The organism is Pseudomonas sp. WP18 (assembly GCF_036689585.1).
GTDB classification, from domain to species: domain Bacteria; phylum Pseudomonadota; class Gammaproteobacteria; order Pseudomonadales; family Pseudomonadaceae; genus Aquipseudomonas; species Aquipseudomonas chlororaphis_E.
Window position 1 is genome coordinate 4,791,633 of sequence record NZ_CP144758.1, and the last position, 20,032, is coordinate 4,811,664.

Annotated in this window: 18 protein-coding genes; 5 read left to right on the top strand and 13 right to left on the bottom strand. The window is 60.2% G+C overall.

What is annotated here, in order from left to right; translation table 11 throughout:
- The first annotated feature begins 622 nt into the window (after positions 1-622).
- Positions 623-3,514, top strand: coding sequence for a ribonucleoside-diphosphate reductase subunit alpha (locus V5F23_RS21200; RefSeq protein ID WP_047736553.1), 2,892 nt, complete (start codon positions 623-625; stop codon positions 3,512-3,514).
- A gap of 350 nt (positions 3,515-3,864) precedes the next feature.
- Here V5F23_RS21200 and flgE read toward each other — a convergent pair whose 3' ends face one another.
- The 6 genes from flgE to V5F23_RS21230 form a co-directional block, all read right to left on the bottom strand.
- Positions 3,865-5,163 carry a flagellar hook protein FlgE gene (flgE, locus tag V5F23_RS21205; RefSeq protein WP_042729794.1) on the bottom strand — a complete coding sequence of 433 codons (1,299 nt, stop codon included), beginning with the start codon at positions 5,161-5,163 and terminating at the stop codon, positions 3,865-3,867.
- 30 nt (positions 5,164-5,193) lie between these two features.
- Positions 5,194-5,916 (bottom strand): flagellar hook assembly protein FlgD, encoded by a 723-nt coding sequence (flgD, locus tag V5F23_RS21210; protein ID WP_042729795.1) that lies wholly within the window; start codon positions 5,914-5,916, stop codon positions 5,194-5,196.
- Between the two features lie 15 nt (positions 5,917-5,931).
- Complete coding sequence (flgC, locus tag V5F23_RS21215; RefSeq protein ID WP_042729796.1) at positions 5,932-6,375, bottom strand: flagellar basal body rod protein FlgC; 444 nt, start codon at positions 6,373-6,375, stop codon at positions 5,932-5,934.
- 3 nt (positions 6,376-6,378) lie between these two features.
- The gene (flgB, locus tag V5F23_RS21220; RefSeq protein ID WP_042729797.1) at positions 6,379-6,786 is read right to left on the bottom strand and encodes a flagellar basal body rod protein FlgB; all 408 of its coding nucleotides are present in this window, start codon (positions 6,784-6,786) and stop codon (positions 6,379-6,381) included.
- 352 nt (positions 6,787-7,138) lie between these two features.
- Positions 7,139-7,966 carry a protein-glutamate O-methyltransferase CheR gene (gene cheR, locus V5F23_RS21225; protein ID WP_042729798.1) on the bottom strand — a complete coding sequence of 276 codons (828 nt, stop codon included), beginning with the start codon at positions 7,964-7,966 and terminating at the stop codon, positions 7,139-7,141.
- Positions 7,967-8,020: 54 nt separating this feature from the next.
- Complete coding sequence (locus V5F23_RS21230; RefSeq protein ID WP_042729799.1) at positions 8,021-8,947, bottom strand: chemotaxis protein CheV; 927 nt, start codon at positions 8,945-8,947, stop codon at positions 8,021-8,023.
- Positions 8,948-9,025: 78 nt separating this feature from the next.
- Here V5F23_RS21230 and flgA point away from each other — a divergent pair, with 78 nt between their 5' ends.
- The 4 genes from flgA to V5F23_RS21250 all read left to right on the top strand — a co-directional run bounded on the left by flgA (position 9,026) and on the right by V5F23_RS21250 (position 11,626).
- Entirely contained in the window at positions 9,026-9,790 is a 765-nt protein-coding gene (flgA, locus tag V5F23_RS21235; RefSeq protein ID WP_042729800.1) for a flagellar basal body P-ring formation chaperone FlgA, read from the top strand.
- A gap of 172 nt (positions 9,791-9,962) precedes the next feature.
- The gene (gene flgM, locus V5F23_RS21240) at positions 9,963-10,271 is read left to right on the top strand and encodes a flagellar biosynthesis anti-sigma factor FlgM (protein WP_042729801.1); all 309 of its coding nucleotides are present in this window, start codon (positions 9,963-9,965) and stop codon (positions 10,269-10,271) included.
- Between the two features lie 48 nt (positions 10,272-10,319).
- A complete protein-coding gene (locus tag V5F23_RS21245; RefSeq protein WP_042729802.1) occupies positions 10,320-10,787 on the top strand; it encodes a flagellar protein FlgN in 468 nt (155 codons plus the stop codon).
- A 92-nt stretch (positions 10,788-10,879) separates the two neighbouring features.
- Entirely contained in the window at positions 10,880-11,626 is a 747-nt protein-coding gene (locus V5F23_RS21250; RefSeq protein ID WP_042729803.1) for a flagellar brake protein, read from the top strand.
- Positions 11,627-11,686: 60 nt separating this feature from the next.
- Here the strand turns inward: V5F23_RS21250 and V5F23_RS21255 are convergent, their stop codons facing one another.
- From V5F23_RS21255 to V5F23_RS21285, 7 genes are all read right to left on the bottom strand, one after another.
- A complete protein-coding gene (locus tag V5F23_RS21255; protein ID WP_123578415.1) occupies positions 11,687-13,060 on the bottom strand; it encodes an MFS transporter in 1,374 nt (457 codons plus the stop codon).
- 70 nt (positions 13,061-13,130) lie between these two features.
- The gene (locus V5F23_RS21260) at positions 13,131-14,372 is read right to left on the bottom strand and encodes a glutamine synthetase family protein (RefSeq protein WP_185057643.1); all 1,242 of its coding nucleotides are present in this window, start codon (positions 14,370-14,372) and stop codon (positions 13,131-13,133) included.
- Positions 14,373-14,705: 333 nt separating this feature from the next.
- A complete protein-coding gene (locus V5F23_RS21265; protein ID WP_042729806.1) occupies positions 14,706-15,398 on the bottom strand; it encodes a HAMP domain-containing sensor histidine kinase in 693 nt (230 codons plus the stop codon).
- Positions 15,391-16,998: a tetratricopeptide repeat-containing response regulator gene (locus tag V5F23_RS21270; protein ID WP_042729807.1), complete on the bottom strand. Its 1,608-nt coding sequence runs from the start codon at positions 16,996-16,998 to the stop codon at positions 15,391-15,393. The genes V5F23_RS21265 and V5F23_RS21270 overlap by 8 nt, the downstream gene beginning before the upstream one ends.
- Positions 16,999-17,318: 320 nt before the next feature.
- The gene (locus V5F23_RS21275; RefSeq protein WP_042728501.1) at positions 17,319-18,215 is read right to left on the bottom strand and encodes a PoNi-like cognate immunity protein; all 897 of its coding nucleotides are present in this window, start codon (positions 18,213-18,215) and stop codon (positions 17,319-17,321) included.
- Positions 18,216-18,289: 74 nt separating this feature from the next.
- Entirely contained in the window at positions 18,290-19,204 is a 915-nt protein-coding gene (locus V5F23_RS21280; protein ID WP_234407984.1) for a hypothetical protein, read from the bottom strand.
- A gap of 184 nt (positions 19,205-19,388) precedes the next feature.
- Positions 19,389-19,985: a DUF1629 domain-containing protein gene (locus V5F23_RS21285; RefSeq protein WP_042728502.1), complete on the bottom strand. Its 597-nt coding sequence runs from the start codon at positions 19,983-19,985 to the stop codon at positions 19,389-19,391.
- Positions 19,986-20,032 lie beyond the last annotated feature (47 nt).

The following is a 20,032-nucleotide window of genomic DNA, read 5'->3' on the forward strand; positions in this document are numbered from 1 at the left end:
GCCACCCCCGGAGAAAACAAGCCATTAAATGCGTGCGGTCAGCCGGGTTTTGTGTGGTAACGTCCGCGCCCGCAAAAACCACCGGACTGTTTTCGACTGGTTGAAAACGATGAAAAAAGCCTCGCTCCAGCTAGGTCGCGGCCTACAGCGTAGTTCCATGTTTCGCACACAAATTACGCACAGGCTTATCCACAGGTAGTACGTTGCATCACCCCCCAAAACGCATTATCTTGTAGCCCGCCGCGCAAAAAACCCTACATGTAGGGGTTCAGGCCAAAAACCAAACACTAGTTGGACAGAGATTTCAAGCGCTTTTCTTGCTTCTGTCCAACTGAAGTACCGCGTTTCCCCAAGCCCAGACCGCCCCTGCGGATGGCGACCGTTTCGAGGTCGAAAACGACCGCAACGGTACGGGTGTTGCAGTCCATTGCTGCCACCCGCAAATCCGGTTCCGAGCCCCGGCTCGCAACCCGAGAACTTCGGATGGAAACAGCGCCATACGCCTGTTTCCTACTGTCCCGAAGTTGTTATACCCGGCGCCCCAGCCGGTTGTAGTGCTTCAGGACGGAACGGTGGGCACCGTGATGGTGCCCAAACAAACATAGAGACTGTGGAGACACCCATGCACACCGACACAACTCGCGAGAACCCGCAGGGCACCGCGCCGCTGGCCGCCGATTCGAGCCCGGATCTGTCCGCCACCGCACCGGGCCAACTGCGTGTGATCAAGCGTAACGGCACTGTCGTCGCTTACACCGATGACAAGATCACCGTCGCCATCACCAAGGCCTTCCTCGCAGTTGAAGGTGGCACCGCCGCCGCTTCGTCGCGAATCCACGACACCGTGGCCCGCCTGACCGAACAGGTCACCGCGACCTTCAAGCGTCGCATGCCATCGGGCGGCACCATCCACATCGAGGAAATCCAGGACCAGGTCGAACTGGCCCTGATGCGTGCCGGCGAGCAGAAAGTGGCCCGCGACTACGTGATCTACCGCGACTCCCGCGCCAAGGAACGCGCCACCCGCGCCCCCAGCGAAGCCCCGGTACAAGCCCACCCGTCGATCCGCATCGCCCGCGCCGATGGCAGCCTGGCGCCGCTGGACATGGGCCGCCTGAACACCATCGTCACCGAAGCCTGCGAAGGCCTGGAAGAAGTCGACGGCGACCTGATCCAGCGCGAAACCCTGAAGAACCTCTACGATGGCGTCGCCCTCAAGGACGTCAACACCGCCCTGGTCATGACCGCGCGGACCCTGGTGGAGCGCGAGCCGAACTACTCCTTCGTCACCGCCCGCCTGCTGATGGACACCCTGCGTGCCGAAGGCCTGAGCTTCCTGGACGTCGCCGAGAGCGCCACCCACCACGAGATGGCCGACCTGTACGCCAAGGCGCTGCCGGCCTATGTGGCCAAGGGCATTGAGTTCGAATTGCTGAACCCGGTCCTGGCGTCCTTCGACCTGGAAAAACTCGGCAAGGCGATCAACCACGAGCGTGACCAGCAGTTCACCTACCTGGGCCTGCAAACCCTGTACGACCGTTACTTCATCCACAAGGACGGTATCCGCTTCGAACTGCCGCAGATCTTCTTCATGCGCGTGGCCATGGGCCTGGCCATCGAAGAGAAGCAGAAAGAAGACCGTGCCATCGAGTTCTACAACCTGTTGTCGTCCTTCGACTACATGGCGTCGACCCCGACCCTGTTCAACGCCGGCACCCTGCGTCCACAGCTGTCCAGCTGCTACCTGACCACCGTTCCGGACGACCTGTCGGGCATCTACGGCGCGATCCACGACAACGCCATGTTGTCGAAATTCGCCGGCGGCCTGGGCAACGACTGGACCCCGGTGCGCGCATTGGGCTCGTACATCAAGGGCACCAACGGCAAATCCCAGGGTGTCGTGCCGTTCCTCAAGGTAGTCAACGACACCGCCGTTGCGGTCAACCAGGGCGGCAAGCGCAAAGGCGCGGTCTGTGCGTACCTGGAAACCTGGCACATGGACATCGAAGAGTTCATCGAGCTGCGCAAGAACACCGGTGACGATCGCCGTCGTACCCACGACATGAACACCGCCAACTGGATCCCCGACCTGTTCATGAAGCGCGTCTTCGACGACGGCAAGTGGACCTTGTTCTCGCCGTCCGAAGTACCGGACCTGCACGACCTGACCGGCAAGGCCTTCGAAGAGCGCTACGAGTACTACGAAGCCCTGACCGAGTACAACAAGATCAAGTTGTTCAAGGTCGTCCAGGCCAAGGACCTGTGGCGCAAGATGCTCTCGATGCTGTTCGAGACCGGCCACCCATGGCTGACCTTCAAGGATCCGTGCAACCTGCGCAGCCCGCAGCAACACGTGGGCGTGGTCCACAGCTCGAACCTGTGCACCGAGATCACCCTGAACACCAACAAAGACGAGATCGCCGTCTGCAACCTGGGCTCGATCAACCTGCCGAACCACATCGTCGACGGCAAGCTGGACACCGCCAAGCTGCAACGCACCGTGAACACCGCCGTGCGCATGCTCGACAACGTGATCGACATCAACTACTACTCGGTCCCACAGGCGAAGAACTCCAACTTCAAGCACCGTCCGGTCGGACTGGGCATCATGGGCTTCCAGGATGCGCTGTACCTGCAACACATCCCGTACGGTTCCGATGCCGCGGTCGAGTTCGCCGACAAGTCCATGGAAGCGGTCAGCTACTACGCGATCCAGGCGTCCTGCGACCTGGCCGACGAGCGCGGTGCCTACGAGACGTTCCAGGGTTCGCTGTGGTCCAAGGGCATCCTGCCGCTGGACTCGCAACAGATCCTGATCGCGTCCCGTGGCGAGAAGTACATCGACGTTGACCTGAACGAATCCCTGGACTGGGCACCGGTTCGCGCCCGTGTGCAGAAAGGCATCCGTAACTCCAACATCATGGCCATCGCACCGACCGCCACCATCGCCAACATCACCGGCGTGTCGCAGTCGATCGAACCGACCTACCAGAACCTGTACGTGAAATCGAACCTGTCGGGCGAGTTCACCGTGATCAACCCGTACCTGGTCCGCGACCTCAAGGCCCGTGGCCTGTGGGACTCGGTCATGATCAACGACCTGAAGTACTACGACGGTTCGGTGCAGCAGATCGAGCGCATCCCGCAGGAGCTCAAGGCGCTCTACGCCACCGCGTTCGAAGTGGACACCAAGTGGATCGTCGACGCCGCCAGCCGTCGCCAGAAGTGGATCGACCAGGCTCAGTCGCTGAACCTGTACATCGCCGGCGCCTCGGGCAAGAAGCTGGACGTGACCTACCGCATGGCCTGGTACCGTGGCCTGAAGACCACCTACTACCTCCGTGCCCTGGCCGCTACCAGCACCGAGAAGTCGACCATCAACACCGGCAAGCTGAACGCTGTTTCCAGCGGCGGCAACCACGGTGACGATTCGGTCCTGGCCGCTCCCGCCGGCCCGGCGCCAGTGCCAAAGGCCTGCGCGATCGACGAGCCGGATTGCGAAGCTTGCCAATAAGCTGAGCCGGCGGGCGTTGCAAAGCGCCCGCTGAAAGAAGCCCCCGATAGACCGCTGGTTTATCGGGGGTTTTCTTTTGGGTGGAGGAAAGTAGCGCCTGACCTGGCCCCATCGCGAGCAAGCTCGCTCCCACAAGGGAACGCATTCCAATGTGGGAGCGGGCTTGCTCGCGATGGCGTCGGTACATCCAACAATTGTCATTGACTGAACCACCGCTTTCGCGAGCAAGCCCGCTCCCACAGGGATCTGAATGAACACAGGTCTATTCGCGATACGGCCAGAACAAGCGGAGCAGAAAAAAGCCCCTCTTGCGAGGGGCTCCTTGTGCAGCCTTCAAGCCACCTGAGGCATCAGGTCATCTGAATGATGGTCTGCATGATGGTGCTTTGGGTGGAGATGGTCTTGGCGTTCGCCTGGTAGTTGCTCTGCGCCTTGATCAGCTCGACCAGTTCGTTGGTCAGGTTGACGTTGGACTCTTCCAGGGAGTTGGAGACGATCGAACCCAGGGTGCCTGTGGTTGGAGCGTCGTAGCCCGGGATACCCGAGTCGAAGGTTTCCTTCCAACTGGTGCCACCTACCGGTTGCAGGCCCTGCTCGTTGGTGAAGCTGGCAAGGGCGAGCTGGCCGATCGGCTTGGTCTGGTTGTTGCTGAAGTTGGCCAGCAATACGCCGCTGCCGTCGATGGTCAGGTTGGTGATCTGGCCGGTGGCGTAGCCGTTCTGGGTCGGGATCGAACGCGCAGTGTCGGCGTTGAACTGGGTGGTGTTGGTCATCGAGATCGTGATGCTTGGCGCACTCGCAGCCCCGTTGGCCGCCCACACGCCGTTGGTCACGGTGCCCGGCACCCAGCCCGTCAGCACCAGGTCGTTGTTGATGGTCGCAGGAGGCGTGCTCACCTGGGTCAGCTTGCCGCTCGAATCGAAGGTCATGGTCGAAGGCACCGGTGCGGTCGCCCCCGTCGTGGTCGGCAAGCTGCCGTTGAGGTTACGACCGTCGATCAGCGTATAGACGTTCCAGGTGTTGCCAGCCGTCTTGACCATGTACTGGTCCATGGAGTGCTGGTTGCCCTGGGTGTCATAGACCGGGGTGGTGAACTGCTTGGTGAAGGTCGCCGTGTCGCTCGGGTTGAACGCCGCGGTGATCGCCGGCGCCGTCGAGTTCAGGTTGATGGTCGACGACACCAGGCTGGTCGCTTGCGGCGGCAGGTTGGAGGTGTCGATGCGCAGGTCGGTCAGGATGCCGTTCTGGATCTTGCCGTTGGCGTCCACACCGTAGCCTTGCAGGCGCGAAGTGCCATCGGTGTTGGTGATGAAGCCTTCCTTGTCGGTCTTGAAGGTACCGGCACGGGTGTAGCTCAGCGAACCGTCGTTGCTCAGGACGAAGAAGCCCTGGCCCTGGATGCCCATGTCCAGCACGTTGCCGGTGTTGTTGACGTCACCCTGGCCGAACTGTTGGGAAACGTTGGCCAGGCGCACGCCGTTGCCGACGGTCTTGCTGCCCGAACCCAGCTTGGTGGCCGAGTAGACATCTTCGAATTCCGCGCGAGACGATTTGAAACCGGTGGTCGCCACGTTGGCGATGTTGTTGCCGGTAACGTCCAGCTGCTTGTTGGCTGCATAGAGACCGCTAAGGCCGATGTTGAAAGACATTTTCCACTCCTTTGCCGGGTTAGTCGGCTCTTACATACCAATAGTTTGTACTTTGGACAGGGCGATGCTGCCCAGCCCGGCGAGGTTGAGCATCAACTCACCGCCCGTCTGGCTGATCGTCACGCTGCTGACCGTTGCCGGCAGGTTGGTGATCAGCGACGTGGCCTGGCCGTCGATAGTCGTCGAGGCCGCGAAGGTATAAGTGCCCGATTCGACCGTCGTGCCCGCGTCGTTCTTGCCATCCCAGATGAAGGCGGAATTGCCGGCCTTCTGGCTGCCCAGGTCGATGGTGCGCACGGTCTTGCCGTCCTTGTCGACGATCTTGACCGCGACGGAGGAAACCGATGCCGGGACCACCACCGTGCCGTTGAGGCTCTTGGAGGTATCGACCACGGCCTTGTCGCCCGGGGCAATGACCGAGCGCCCGACCAGCGACGACGCCTGCAAGGCCTGGGACGAGTTGTAGTTGCCGGCGATACCGCTCACCGTCTGGTTGAGGGTGGTGATGCCTTCCAGGCTGCTGAACTGCGCCAGTTGGGCCACGAACTCGCCGTTGTCCTGGGGCTCCAGCGGGTTCTGGTTCTTCAGTTGGGTAACGAGCAGTTGCAGGAACGCATCCTTGCCCAGCTCCTTCTTGCCGGTCGCCGCGCTGGTGGCCGAGGTCAGGCTGTCGCTGGCGCTAGTGGTCTTGACCGACGAGTTCGCCAGGATCTCGTTGAGACTCAGACCACCGGTGGTGTTGGTAACACTCATGTGACTCGCCCCTTATCACTGACCGAGGGTCAGGACCTTCTGCATCATGGTTTTGGCGGTGTTCATCATTTCGGCGTTGGTCTGGAACGAACGACTGGCGGAAATCATGTCGGCCATTTCCTCGACGACGTTGACGTTCGGGTAGTAGACGTACCCCTTGGCGTCGGCAGCCGGATGGTTAGGCTCGTAACGTGCTTCGAGGTTGCTCTGGTCTTCGACCACGCCCAACACCTGCACGCCCTGCCCGGCCGCGTCCTGCTCCTGGAACAGCGAGTCGCTGCCGCCGTTCTGGCCAGCCTGGAACATGGTGGCGAACACCGGGTGACGAGCACGGTAGGTCTGGTCGATGCTCGACGACACGGTTTCGGCGTTGGCGATGTTACTGGCGACGGTGTTCAGGCGAGTGGTCTGGGCACTCATGGCACTGCCGGCGATGTTGAATACGCTCGCGATCGACATGGATTACTCTCCGCGCAGGGCCGATACCAGCCCTTTGAATTTGCTGTTGAGCAGCGTGAAGCTGGCCTGGAAGTTCACGGAGTTCTCCGCGTAGTTGGACTGTTCCAGTTGAGCGTCCACGGTGTTCTGGTCGATGGACGGTTGCATCGGCGTGCGATACATCAGCGACTCGTCGCCATTGCCCAGGCCCTCGGCCTCGATATGACGGCTGTTGGTCATGTTCAGGGCGAAGCTGCCGTTCTTGGTCTTCTCGTTCTGCTCGGCGAGCACTTTGGAGAAGTCCAGATCCCGGGCCTTGTAGTTCGGGGTATCGGCGTTGGCGATGTTGTTGGCCAGGACTTCGGCACGCTGGGCGCGGAAGCCCAGGGCCTTTTCATGGATACCGAGCGCTTTATCGAAGCTGATGCTCATGGCACAAACCTTTGGGTGACCAATGTACGTACGATGGCTATAGCAAGCGTCGTGCCACTTTCCAAAAGCCCATAAACCGGGGCTTTGCGGGCAGCGGCAAGGCGGCAATGCCAGAAAAGCGGCAATGGGTTTCCGCTTGGCTGCCGCTTTTCTGCCGCTCTCAGCGTCAACGGCGATTAATGGTGGGAGCGGGCTTGCCGCGAAAGCGGTGTATCAGTCGGCATCAATGTCTCTATTGGATCGCCTTCGCGGGCAAGCCGCTCCCACAGGAGATTGGGGGGATTTGATGAAAGGTGGCAGGCAAAAAAAAAGGGAGCCTTAAAGGGCTCCCGTTTTTTGACACACCGGCCAATCACTTCGCCTGGTAGATGATCCCCGGGCTGCACTGGACCATCTGGTAATGATCCGGCAAGCCGTTCAACGCCTCGGAAGCCCCGAGGAACAGGTAGCCACCGGGCTTCAGGGTGCCGTGGATACGCATCAGGATGTCCTTCTTCACTTCGGCCGAGAAGTAGATCAGCACGTTGCGGCAGAACACGATGTCGAACTTGCCCAGGCTGGCATAGCTGTCCAGTAGGTTGAACGAGCGGAACTCCACCCGGTTCTTGATCGGTGCCTTGACCACCCAACGCCCCGGCCCCTTCGGATCGAAGTAGCGCTGCAAGCGATCGGGCGACAGGCCGCGACCGATGGCCAGGCTGTCGTACTCGCCGGTCTTGCAGTTGTTGAGCATGGTCCCGGACAGGTCGGTGGCGACGATCTGCACGCCCCCCTTCAACTGGCCGATGTTGGTCCGCTCGAACTCGTCGATGGACATCGACAGCGAATACGGCTCCTGTCCCGACGAGCAGGCCGCCGACCAGATCCGCAGGCGCTGGCCCGGACTGGCCTTGATGGCCGCCGGCAGCACTTTGTTCTTCAACACCTCGAACGGATAGGTGTCGCGAAACCACAAGGTTTCGTTGGTGGTCATGGCGTCCACCACCATCTCGCGCAAGCCACTGCGCGGCTGGGTCTGGATGCGCTGCACCAGCTCGCCCAACGTCTTGAGGCCCTGTTGCTCCATCAATTTGTTGAGACGGCTCGACACCAGGTATTGCTTGTTTTCACCAAGCAATATGCCACAGGCTTTTTCCAGGAAGACCCGGAACTGTTCGAAATCCAAATTACCCGTAGACAAGATACCGCCTCTTTCATTGTATTGATGTGCCGGGCGCACAATGCGCCCGACCTTTTATTCTACTGACTTGATTCGATCGACCACCCGGGACGCCAGGTCATCGGGCCGGAATTTTGCCAGGAAATCGTCGGCACCGACCTTCTTGACCATCGCCTGGTTGAACACCCCGGACAACGACGTGTGCAAGATGATATGCAGTTTCTGCATACGCGGGTCGCTGCGGATCTCCGAAGTGAGGGTGTACCCGTCCATCTCCGGCATCTCGATGTCGGAGATCATCATCAGGAACTCCTCTTCCGGCTTCTTGCCCTCGTCGACCAGCGTGCGCAGGTAATCCAGCGCCTGCCGACCGTCGTTCAATGCAATCACCTCGACGCCGATAGTTTGCAGGCAACGGGTCACCTGCTTGCGCGCCACCGACGAATCATCCACGGTCAGCACCCGCAGCGAAATCGCCTTGTGCTGGGTTTCGGCATCCACCACACCCTGGGAAATCGTTTCCGTGGTCGGCGCCACTTCGGCGAGGATTTTCTCCACGTCGATGATTTCCACCAACTGGCTATCGACCCGGGTCACCGCCGTCAGGTAGTGATCGCGACCGGTGCCCTTGGGCGGCGGATGGATCTCCTCCCAGTTCATGTTGACGATGCGTTCCACCGAGCGCACCAGGAAACCCTGGGTCTTGGTGTTGTACTCGGTGATGATCACGAACGGATTGCTCTGGTCCATCAACCGCCCCGAACCGGTCGCCATCGCCAGGTCGAGGATGGGGATGGTCGCTCCCCGAATGTTTGCCACACCGCACACCACGGGACTGGACTTGGGCATCAGGGTCAGCTTGGGGCATTGCAGCACCTCGCGCACCTTGAATACGTTGATCCCGTACAACTGCTGGCCGTCGAGACGGAACAGCAACAGCTCCAGGCGATTCTGACCGACCAGCTGTGTCCGCTGGTTTACCGAGTCCATTACTCCCGCCATGCCCTGACTCCTACCTAACGCTAATGGGTCCGACGCGCATTCATCACTAAACGGCACGGGGCTTGCTATTCAACCGGCATGAACGCACAAACGACATTTTCTCGACGCCTGACCACTCACTGCCGCCACTGGCTCGGTGCACTGTTGGCTGCCTGCCTGTTCACCTGGGGCAACCCGGCTCTCGCGGAGGCTCCGGTTACCTTGCCTGATCTCCTTATCGGCGTCACTCAAGGCTTTCTTGAATTCACCGTAGAAGACTATCTGGCAACCAGTCAAACCGAAGGTCGCTACGAAATCGAAGTCAACCAGCTCGACCCACGCCTGCGCATGCCGATGTGCGACAAGGAATTGACTGCCTCGCTGGAAAGCCCGGCCCGCCCGCTGGGCCGCGTCACGGTGAAGGTGCGCTGCGACAGCGCCGCGCCCTGGACGGTGTTCGTGCCCGCCCAGGTGCGCCTGTTTCGTGAAATCGTCACGACCACTCGTCCGCTCAAGCGGGCCGGGATCGTCGAGCCGCAGGACGTGGTGCTGCGCGAACGTGACGTCAGCCAGATCAGCCAGGGCTTCCTGACGTCGGTGGATGAGGCCATCGGGCAGAAACTTGTCCGACCAATGGTCGCCGACCAGGTCATCACCCAGGTGCACCTGGAACAGGCCGAAGTGGTCCGCAAGGGCGACCAGGTGGTCATCACCGCCCGCAGCGGCACCCTGGCCGTGCGAATGCCCGGCGAGGCCCTGTCCAACGGCGGCATGCGCGAGCAGATCCGAGTGAAGAACCTCAACTCCCAACGGGTGATCAAGGCTCAGGTCATCGCCCCCGGCCAGGTGGAAGTGGCCATGTAGTACTTTACGCAGGCAGGTAGAAAGCTGGCGCTTGACCTCGCTGTTCCCTAGACTGTGCCTTACGCAAAGGCAAGCGCAGACGTGCGCACGTTCATTGGATAAATGAGCCTAAAGTTTTTTTAGGGATGGCCGAAAACATGGCAAGCGTCCAAATATCCAGAGGTTTTCTACCATGGTCATCGACTTCAATCGTTTAAACAGCTCTTCACCGTTGACAGGCACTACGCGTACCAGCGCCAGCAAGGAAGCCGACAAATCCGCGCCGTTGTCTACGCCGGCCGAACAAGTCAGCAATGGAGAGTCGGTTCACCTCAGCAATGAGGCTCAGCAGTTGCAGAAGGTCACTGACAAGCTGCGCGATCAACCTGTCGTCGACAACGCCCGCGTGGCCGAGTTGAAAGCAGCCATCGCCGATGGCAGCTATAAAGTCGACAGCAACCGCGTAGCCAGCAAACTGCTCAACTTCGAAGCCCAGCGCTAGGCCGCCGCCTGCGCCAGGCTTTTGGACGCTTAAGACCTAAGGCCAGCCATGCACGACACGACTTTATTGCAACTGATCATCGACGACTTTGTCCCAGCGCAACAATTGCTGGAACTGCTGCAGACCGAATCACTGGCGCTGCACGGTCGCGACATGCCCTTGCTGGAAAACATCCTGGCACAGAAGCAGGCATTGATCATTTTGCTCGACCAGCATGGCCGCAAGCGCAGCGAAATCCTCGCCAGCCTCAACCTGCCCGCCAGCCCCGACGGCCTCGAGCAGTTGGCCAGCCAGTCGTCGATCGGCGACCAGCTCCTCGCCCAGAGCGCTGTCCTGACTGACCTGCTCGCCCAATGCCAGGCCGCCAACGCGCGCAATGGCCAGTCGATCCAGGTCCAGCAGGCCGCCACCGCCAATCAGTTGCGCATCCTCAATGGCGGTGAAATCCCGACGCTGTATGACGCTCGCGGTTCGACCGCCAAGATGGTCAAGCACCGCCCGCTCAGCCAGGCATGAAACGAACCATGCCGGCGCTCTATCAACGCGCGATACATGCTGGCAAAATGCTGGCTCTTTGTAGTCGTATTTTGCCTGGAGATTGACCCACCGTGTTCAATGCCTCAAACGCGGATGATGCTCCGCAACCGCCCAAGGTCCTTACCACGCCCCTGGAAATCTCCGGCAACCTGCGGATGCTGCAAGATAGCCATGACCCGCTGATCATCACCTTCCACGAACGCACCCAACGCTTCCAGAGCTACCTGGTGGACGTGAACCGCGAGAACAACTCCCTCGCCCTCGACGAAATGATCCCCCGGGACGGTGAACGGTTCCTGCTGGCGGGCGAGCCATTTCGCGTCGAGGGCTTCCACGACGGCGTGCGCATCGCCTGGGAAAGCAACGGCCCGCTGACCATCAGCGACACCAGCGACGGCCGCTGCTACCGCGGCGCCCTGCCTGACGAAGTGGTCTATCATCAACGTCGCAACGCCTTTCGTGCCGCCCTGAAGCTGGCACAACTGGTGGACGTCGAACTGGGCGGCGAAAAGCTCAAGGCGGCAGTAAACGGCAAGTTGCTGGACATTTCCGCCACCGGCTGCAAGCTGCGCTTTGACGGCGACATCACCGAACGCCTGCAACTGGGCCAGGTCTACGAGCGCTTCATCGCTGCCCTGCCCTTCGGCAACATGACGGCCCCGGTCGAATTGCGCTACCTGCATTTCGAAGAAAGGATCAACACCACCTTCGCTGGCGTGCGCTTCCACAACATCAGCGGCCTGGTGCAGCGCCAGGTCGAGCGGTTCGTCTACCAGCTCCAGCGCGAAGCCCGTCGTTTCGACAAAGATGATCTCTGATCCGCCGCATTAAAAAAACGGGCAGCCCCTTGCGGTGACTGCCCGTTTTTTTATGCGCAATTACGGCCTGGCTTGAGTAAAGCTGGGGGCCTGCGGCTCGTCATCGGCCGCTTCGGCTTCTGCAACCGGTTCAGGCTCGGGCTCAGGCTCGGGCTCAACGTCCGATGCGGCCGGCGCCTGCATCTGCTCCTGCACCACCTGCTCATCCACCCGAGGGTCAAGGCACGCTACCAGCGGCGAGCTCGACATGCTGTCGGGCATGGCCACGTGGTGCAGCGGAGCGTCGTCGACCTGGTGCAGGTTGGTGACCGCTTTCGGCCGAATCCGCCACACCAGTATCAAGGCGAAGAAGGCGGAAAACGCATACAGCATGTGGCTGCCGAACAGCTTCATCAGTACCCCGGCCACCAACGGCCCGATACTGGCACCGACGCCATAGGTCACCAACAGCATCGCCGTCAGCGACACTCGCCGATCCGCCTCGACGTGGTCATTGGAGAACGCCACTGCCAGCGGATACAGGCAGAACTGGACCAGCGAGCAGAAGAACCCGGCGATGAACAGCACTTCCAGCGGCACACTCGACAGGATCGCCAATGGCATCGCACAGATTGCCAGGGCCAATGCAAAGCAGCGGATCAGCAACGCCCGGTCGTAGCGATCGGACAGCCAGCCCAAAGGCCACTGCACCAGCAGGCCGGCGAAGATGCAGCTCCCCATGAACAGGCCGACCTGCTCGGTCGACAGGCCCTGCTGGGAGGCATACAACGGCGCCAGGCCATAGAAGGAACCGACGATCAACCCCGAGCCCAACACCGTGCTGAGCGACTGCGGGACGCGCTTGATGAAGAACCGCGGCTCCATCGGCGCCGGACGCAGCGGCGCCGGGTGAATCCGTCGGGTCAGCGCCACCGGCACCAGGCACAAGGTGAAGCACAGCGCCACCAGCATCAGCAATTCCAGGCCCAGGGCCGGATGGATCACCAGGATCAACTGGCCCAGCACCATCCCCAGGTACGAGGCGATCATGTAACCGCTGAACACCACCCCGCGCTGCTTGGCGTCGGCCTGCTCGTTGAGCCAGCTCTCGATGACCATGTACTGGCACATCATGCCGAGGCCGACAATCATCCGCAGCACGATCCAGGCCGGCAGCCAGTTCACCAGCCCGTGGCCCAGGACTGCCGCCCCGACGATCCCGGCGCAGGCCGAGTAGGCGCGGATATGCCCGACGCGGGCAATCAGCCGATGGCCGATCTTGCCGCCCAGCACCAGGCCGAAATAGTTGGCCGCCATCAGCGCACCGACCCACAGGCTGTCCACGTGGTCGGCGGCCAGGCGCAAGGCCAGGTAGGTACTCAAGAGGCCCGAGCCGATCAACATCATCAGCGAGGCGAAATAAAGCGCTCGAAAAGGTTTCCAGACTTGGCGCATCGGCGTTCCGAGCGGCTCCTTGAGGTGGGGTAAGGGCTACCCTTGAAGATAGCCCGGATACAACGATTCGTTATGCCTGGGCCGCCAGAATGCGGCGTTCCCAGGGTGTGATCTCATCGAAGAAGCTGGCCAGCTCAAGGGTCTTCGAAGCAACGTAGCCTTCGATGAACTCCTCACTGAACAGTTCCTTCGCCAGATGACTACGTTTCAGACGCTCCAACGCGGCATGCAAGGTACATGGCAGCGAGAGATTATCCGGCACGTCGAATTCACCCTGGATCGCCTCGCTGGGCTCCAGGCGATTTTCAATGCCATGCAGCCCGGCGGCCAGGCTCGCGGCGATCGCCAGGTACGGGTTGGCATCCGCCCCGGGCAAGCGATTCTCGACCCGACGGGCGACCGGTGAACTGGCGGGGATCCGCAGCCCGGCCGAACGGTTGTCATGGGACCAGCAGGCATTGTTCGGCGAGGCGCACGGCTGGTAGAGGCGCTGGTAGGAGTTCACGTTCGGCGCAAACAGGGCGGTGAAGTCGGCCAGGCCGGCCTGTTGCCCACCGATGAAATGCCGGAAAGTGGCCGTCGGCTCGCCAGCCTCGTCACTGAAGACGTTGCGACCGCTGCCCAGTTCCACGACGCTCTGGTGGATGTGCATCGAACTGCCCGGCGTATTCGCCAGGGGCTTGGCCATGCAGACCACGATCAGCCCATGCTTGAGGGCCACTTCCTTGAGCAGGTGCTTGAACAGGAAAGTCTGGTCGGCCAGCAGCAGCGGGTCGCCATGGAGCAGGTTGATCTCGAACTGGCTCACGCCCATTTCGTGCATGAACGTATCGCGGGGCAGGCCCAGTGCCGCCATGCAGGCGTACACCTCATTGAAGAAAGGTCGCAGGCCATTGTTGGAACTGACACTGAACGCCGAATGCCCGTCCTCGCGTCGCCCATCCAGGCCCAGCGGCGGCTGGAACGGCTGGGTCGGGTCCGGGTTGGGCGCGAACACGAAAAACTCCAGCTCGGTCGCCACGACCGGCGCCAGGCCACGGGCGGCATAACGCGCGATCACGGCCTTGAGTTGGCCGCGCGTGGAAAGCCTTGAGCTTTCACCGGTCAGTTCATCGGCATCGCAAATCGCCAGGGCGCGGGGCTGTTGGCTCCAGGGCAGGCGGTGGATCTGTTGCGGGTCGGCCACCAGGGCCAGGTCGCCGTCGTCGCTGCCGTAGAATCGCGCCGCCGGGTAACCGCCCATGATGCATTGCAGCAGCACCCCCCGCGCCAGCTGCAACCGTCGGCCCTCGAGGAACCCTTCGGCGGTCATCACCTTGCCTCGCGGCACGCCGTTCAAATCCGGCGTAACGCATTCAATCTCATCAATGCCCGTCAATCGCTGCGCGAGTGAACACTGGCCATCGGTCGTCATGACACAATCCTTGTTATATGCGAGCCGCGAACGGCAACCCGTACAAAATAGGCTTCGGCTGTTCGGAATATCAAGCAGGCTGGACGAATAAAAACCGTCAGAAAATACACAGCCTACACCGTAGGAGCGAACCTGCTCACGAAGGCAGTCTGTCAGCCTTTGCGTAGCGACTGATGCACCGCCTTCGCGAGCAAGCTCGCTCCCACAGAGGGGTTATGCGCAAGGAATACCTCAGGGCAGGTAGATCCGGAACACCGCGCCGCCCAGCACACCGCCATTGGCGATCTCGGTTCGCCCGCTCACGCCGCCGCGCTGGTGCAGCCCGGCGATACGCGCCGCGAAGTACAGGCCCAGCCCGGTGCTGCCGCTGCTGTGGTTGATGCCTTGCACGTACTCAGCCTGGCGTTCGATCATCTCGGCCGGATAGCCCTCGCCGTCATCGTTGATGGTCAGCACCAACTGCCCGGCCTCATCGCTCGCGCTGATCAACAAGGCCTGGCGCCCATGGCGAATGGCGTTGGTGATGCAATTGTCGAGCACCGACGCAATCAACTCGCGGTCGAAAAAGCCCAGCGGGCTGAGGGGGTCGACTTCATAGGTGGCCATGATCCCGCGGCTGCGGAACACGTCCTCATGGCCGGCCAGTTGCGCCTCGATGAAATCGTCCAACTCGTGGTAGGCCGGATGCAGGGGCAACTGGTTGACGCCGAGCTTGTACAGCCCCAGCAGTTGCACCAGCAACCCATTGAGGTGGGCGAATTCGAAGTCCATGACGCCCTGCTCCGGGGTCTGGCGCTCGGCGTCGGGCAAGCGCTCGAGCCACTGCGCATGCGCCTGCATGAGCAGGGTCAGGGAGTTCTTCATGTCATGCACGGTCGACGCGATCACCGTGGAAAAATCGAGTGCCTGTTCGCTGTCATTCATCGCCAAACGCCTTGCTTCGCAGTTTCTGGTAACGCGCAAACCGCGCGTCGGTGTCGGGCATCATGCCCACCAGCTTCAGACAAGCGCGGCACTCCTGCAGCAGTTCCGATTCCACGCTGGTATCGGTGCCGTGCAGCAGGGACTGCGCCATGTTCAGGGCAATACTGATGTTCTTCGGCTGCATCTTCAGGGCGCGGCGGAACAGCTCCCGCGCCTCCGGCAAGGCGCCGGTCTTGTAGACGCGCACGCCTTCGCGGTTCAGCTCGGCCGCCGCATTGCCCTGGTTGAGGATGTTCGGGTCGTCGGTGAGCTTGGCGATGCCTTGCATCACCGTCGGGTCATCGCCGTAGATTTCCGCGCAGTTTTTGAGCATCGACTCGCCGGCGCTGGCCTGACCAAGCATTTGCAGTTGCTTGGCCACCAACAAGGCCGCCTCCGCGCTCATGAACTGCTCCATGCCGTCGAGGCGCTGCAAGGCCTGCTCGGTGAGCTTCTCGGCGGTTTCGGCATCGTTGAGCAGCAGGCTCGTGGCTTTCATCAGGCGCGCCCGGACCTGCAGGCCCGGGTCGTTGAGGTTTTCCTTCGCCACGGCGCTGAGGGTCGTGTTGATCTCCAGCCGCGTGCGCGTATCGAGGCCCTTTTCGCTGCCCTTGCTGATCAACGCATGAGCCAGGCCCAGGTTGGTCTCCGGATCCTTGAAGCGCGACTGCGCGCCCTGCCCGACCGCCTGGCGATAGGCCCTGGACGCGGTGTCGTAGTCTTCGTTGGTCATCGCCAGCTTGCCCAGCAGCGCTTGTCGACGCACCGCCAGGGGCGACAGGCGAACCGCCTCTTCCAGCACCCGCTGCGCCTGTTTCGTGTCGCCTTCGGCCACCAGCACATCGGCCATGCCGTCGTACAAGGCCGGCATCATCGGAAAGGTTTTCAGTGCCTTTTCGTAGACCTCCTTGGCCTGCGCCACCTGGCCGCGCTTGAACAGCAACTTGCCCAGGCCCGCATAGGCCCAGGGCAGCGGACGGTCGGCCAGGATGGTGTTGTACAGGCGCTCCAGGGCTTCGTTCTGGTTCAGGTCGCGCAACGCGTCGGCCCGATAGCGCAGGCACAGCGGCCCGTAGCGCGGATCCTGCTTGCACAGGGCGATGCAGGCATTGAGCACTTCCAACGGTTTTTCGCGATCCAGCGCCTGGAGGATCGGCTTGAGCAAAGTCTTGCGCTGCTCCAGCCGTTCCAGCCGCTGGGCCAGGCCGGAGCGGTTGAACGGCTTGGTCAGGTACGCGTCGGGCTCATGCTCCAAAGCGCTGAGCACCATCGCCTGACTGGTCTCGGCGGTCACCATGAGGAACACGCTTTCATGGCTGATCAGCTTCTCGACCATCAGGTCTTCAAGCACCTGCTGACCGTTCTTGCGCCCGTCGCCGAGGTGATAGTCCTGCAGGATGAAGTCATAGCGCTTCTGCGAGCACATGCGCAACGCCACTTCACCGGTGTCGGCGGTATCCACGTCCTTGACGCCCAGCTCACGCAACATGGAGCGGATCGAACTGCGGAAATCCGAGAAATCATCGACGATCAGAAAACTTTTTTGGTGGTACGCCAGCATCGAGGATGTCCAGGCAAGTAAAAAAGATGCGCCCAAACGGGTGCTCATCAGCTTATCGGCCGCAAGTGGCGTTCCGTTAACCGATCGTATGGGAGAGGTTTAGTGCGAGAAAGGCGCCAATGCCAGTCCGCCAGAAGGAACTGGCAGCCCCCAGTGGAATCCGTGGCGAGGGAGCTTGCTCCCGCTGGGGCGCGAAGCGGCCCTTGCCTTGTCGGGCCGCTGCGCAGCCCAGCGGGAGCAAGCTCCCTCGCCACAGCGTGCCCACTTTGGATTCGCTGAAACGGCAGTGCCATGCCCGGCTTTGCTCGTCAGATCGTCACTTAGCGACGTCCCAACAGCCTTCCCCAAAATCCCACTTTAGTCTCCGCGACCACTGGCGCAGGTGGCACGATCTCTTGCCTTACCGGATGCGTACTCGGACCATCGGGCCGGAGTAGATCCCCTGGATAATGCTCAAGCCCCAGGCACTGTGAATCATCCAGCCCAAAAGCCTTCACCGCCGCCACAGCTTCCACGCACCAGCGACCGAAATATGCGCCACCTTCAAAATTCTCGTCGCCATAGGTGTACCAGTAGGGATGCTTGTAACTGACTGCCTGGGGATCGGAGCCGGATTTCGCCCCTGTTCGGACTTCCTGATACCAGTGACTGACAAAGGCTTCCAACTTGGAAGCCTGCGTCTCCACCGGCGCATCCACCGCCGCCAACAGTCGTCCATAAGGTTTGGGATAAAGGAGAGCGGCCCCCACTTTGCGCTCGGGACTGCGACTCGCGATGACCCGGTCGAGCAACACGTCCTCGCCTTCATTGCCGATAAGGGCCAGCAGCCTTCGCCATTGATCATCGGGAATCTCCAGAGCCAACCCCAGGCCCACCAGCCAGAAGCAGACGATGTAATGGTCATAGTTGACGCGCCAGCTGTGGCGGGTGAACTGTTGCTCAGGGGTCCAGACCGATGCACCTAGGCGTTCGGCCTCTTCCCAGGCATCGAGTAGCCCAGGGAAATAAGGAGGCAAGTCGGCGACAGGGCATCCGGCAGAGTAGCGACTTAGCATCTGGTGCCAGTGGTCTTGGGCAATGGTATAGACGTACTGCGGCGCGTAGTCGGGATCGCGTGCCGGGGCCCGCGCGTTCTCCAGCGCTCGGGCAATGCGTTCGTCACCATACGCAACCCATTCAGACCAGTAGCGGGAATCTCCCAGTGGTGCCCGAACCATTTAAGTTTCCTTCACAACCCAATATCGTGGAAATTTCTGGCATTTAAATTAGGAACCAGTAACCACTCTCGCTGCTAAAGTACGAAGAAACCCTCGTAGGCTGCCTCCACCCGCTCAACAAGCTGATCAGAAATGATGCCCACGCTCTCTAACTCGGCAGCTTCGGCGAATAACAAAGGACTCGACACAACTGGCGTAGTCAAACCTAATTGTTGTCGCACACGAAAAATTGCGTGAATCTCTAAAGGTAGCAGATCGAAAGGCGCATATTTGAATTCAGGGTCCCACGCCCCACCGCTGTCCTCAAAATTGGAGAGATGATACTTACATAGTTTTTCCAGCGCTTGAGCGAGCCCTTGCTCATTACTCCATTCGTTTATCACCTCTTGATAAACACCTAAATTCATCGACTTAATTTCTGGAAGCGTCTCTCCTTGCGAATAGACTGAATAAAGCCAGAGCATGAAAGGTTCGAATCGACGCTGTTCAAGATAGCTAGCATCGACAGCGCCATTGATAGCCAGCATCCCGGCCAAAACATCGGCTACGGAGGCGGCCAGGTCTCGACGATCAGCCACTATCAATCCTGCCAATAGGCATCCAGCGAGGCTCAATTGATTAGTCAAATTGGGGACAGTTTTGACGCCTTGCAGAAAACTCGTCTTGGAGAAAGCCTTCGCTTTGAGCATCAGGGCCCAATAACGGTACATCATCGAACGCGAGACGTGCTCCCAGCCAGCGGGATCTCGATCACTAATAGCAACTTCTCCCTGAACACCGTAGTAGGTCGCCAGCATCCCCAACGAATCAGCCACGTTGTCCAATCCACCTAACGAGTCGCTAGCCAGATCCTCATCAATGTAGGCAAGCTCTTGAGCCGTCATGTCTCCCGACTGGGATAGCCAACGTCGATGCTGTTCAAGCAGAGTATTGATTTTTTCCATTTCAGTGCGGTTCCCATGTAACTCAAAAACGTCTTGCGTGCCCAAGGAAAACTCTTAGTACTTCTCCCTTCAAATCAACGCCGATCAAATTTCCGCTCACACTTTCAGGTGATTGCCTAAGTTCAGGCGCTTGGCGGCAGCATCAATTAACGGGGAGTTGGTGTCCGGTTTGGTAGGGGCAAGTCCACTTGCTCCCTCGCACAAAAGGATGGTGTCAAGCTTCATCCCATCAGCAAATAACTTCACCCTCACCATTCACCCCCTCCAATAGCATGCCTCTGAGACCCGCACGCTCCAGCCGAAGCTTCACATCCTCGCTAACGATCAATGCTCCCAAGTGTTTCTTGATACGAAAAATATGTTTTCCCTGGGCCTTGGCAGGATCAATGACAAGATTCAGAAAAACGCTGTATTCGCCAGCTCGATCAGGTCGTACGGGATCATTGACCTCATATTTTTTGAAAGCGGAGCGTGATTCGTCTACGCAATCCAATTGGGTCTCGACAATCATCACATAGTAACGACCATGAGCTTGCTCGCCTGCAACCGACACAGGCTCGAGCACGACATTCATATACGGTTCATCAACATCGGGAAAGCCCAACAATGCATCCCTGGCTTTTTCACTCAAAACCGGCACAGAGGCATAGCCAGCCAAGGAAAAATCCAGACTCCCACCTTCCTCAAGAACCTCAAGGGTGTAGGTACACGGCTCCATGTACTCAGAAGGGGGGTCGATGAAGAGCCAGTTGTTGCAGTGCTTTATATCTCCCAAATACCAGCGTTCAGGAAACTGCACATCTTCCCGCAACAAGTAATACTTCATTTCAGCTCATCGCATGTCGTTGCTTAACTGAAAAAGGGGCCTGTAAA

Excerpts from the sequence above, each read along its gene's own strand:
- V5F23_RS21200 (WP_047736553.1), top strand. The coding sequence starts at position 623 with ATGCACACCGACACAACTCGCGAGAACCCGCAGGGCACCGCGCCGCTG.
- flgE (WP_042729794.1), bottom strand. The coding sequence starts at position 5,163 with ATGTCTTTCAACATCGGCCTTAGCGGTCTCTATGCAGCCAACAAGCAG.
- flgD (WP_042729795.1), bottom strand. The coding sequence starts at position 5,916 with ATGAGTGTTACCAACACCACCGGTGGTCTGAGTCTCAACGAGATCCTG.
- flgC (WP_042729796.1), bottom strand. The coding sequence starts at position 6,375 with ATGTCGATCGCGAGCGTATTCAACATCGCCGGCAGTGCCATGAGTGCC.
- flgB (WP_042729797.1), bottom strand. The coding sequence starts at position 6,786 with ATGAGCATCAGCTTCGATAAAGCGCTCGGTATCCATGAAAAGGCCCTG.
- V5F23_RS21230 (WP_042729799.1), bottom strand. The coding sequence starts at position 8,947 with ATGGCGGGAGTAATGGACTCGGTAAACCAGCGGACACAGCTGGTCGGT.
- flgA (WP_042729800.1), top strand. The coding sequence starts at position 9,026 with ATGAACGCACAAACGACATTTTCTCGACGCCTGACCACTCACTGCCGC.
- flgM (WP_042729801.1), top strand. The coding sequence starts at position 9,963 with ATGGTCATCGACTTCAATCGTTTAAACAGCTCTTCACCGTTGACAGGC.
- V5F23_RS21245 (WP_042729802.1), top strand. The coding sequence starts at position 10,320 with ATGCACGACACGACTTTATTGCAACTGATCATCGACGACTTTGTCCCA.
- V5F23_RS21255 (WP_123578415.1), bottom strand. The coding sequence starts at position 13,060 with ATGCGCCAAGTCTGGAAACCTTTTCGAGCGCTTTATTTCGCCTCGCTG.
- V5F23_RS21260 (WP_185057643.1), bottom strand. The coding sequence starts at position 14,372 with ATGACCGCCGAAGGGTTCCTCGAGGGCCGACGGTTGCAGCTGGCGCGG.
- V5F23_RS21265 (WP_042729806.1), bottom strand. The coding sequence starts at position 15,398 with ATGAATGACAGCGAACAGGCACTCGATTTTTCCACGGTGATCGCGTCG.
- V5F23_RS21270 (WP_042729807.1), bottom strand. The coding sequence starts at position 16,998 with ATGCTGGCGTACCACCAAAAAAGTTTTCTGATCGTCGATGATTTCTCG.
- V5F23_RS21275 (WP_042728501.1), bottom strand. The coding sequence starts at position 18,215 with ATGGTTCGGGCACCACTGGGAGATTCCCGCTACTGGTCTGAATGGGTT.
- V5F23_RS21285 (WP_042728502.1), bottom strand. The coding sequence starts at position 19,985 with ATGAAGTATTACTTGTTGCGGGAAGATGTGCAGTTTCCTGAACGCTGG.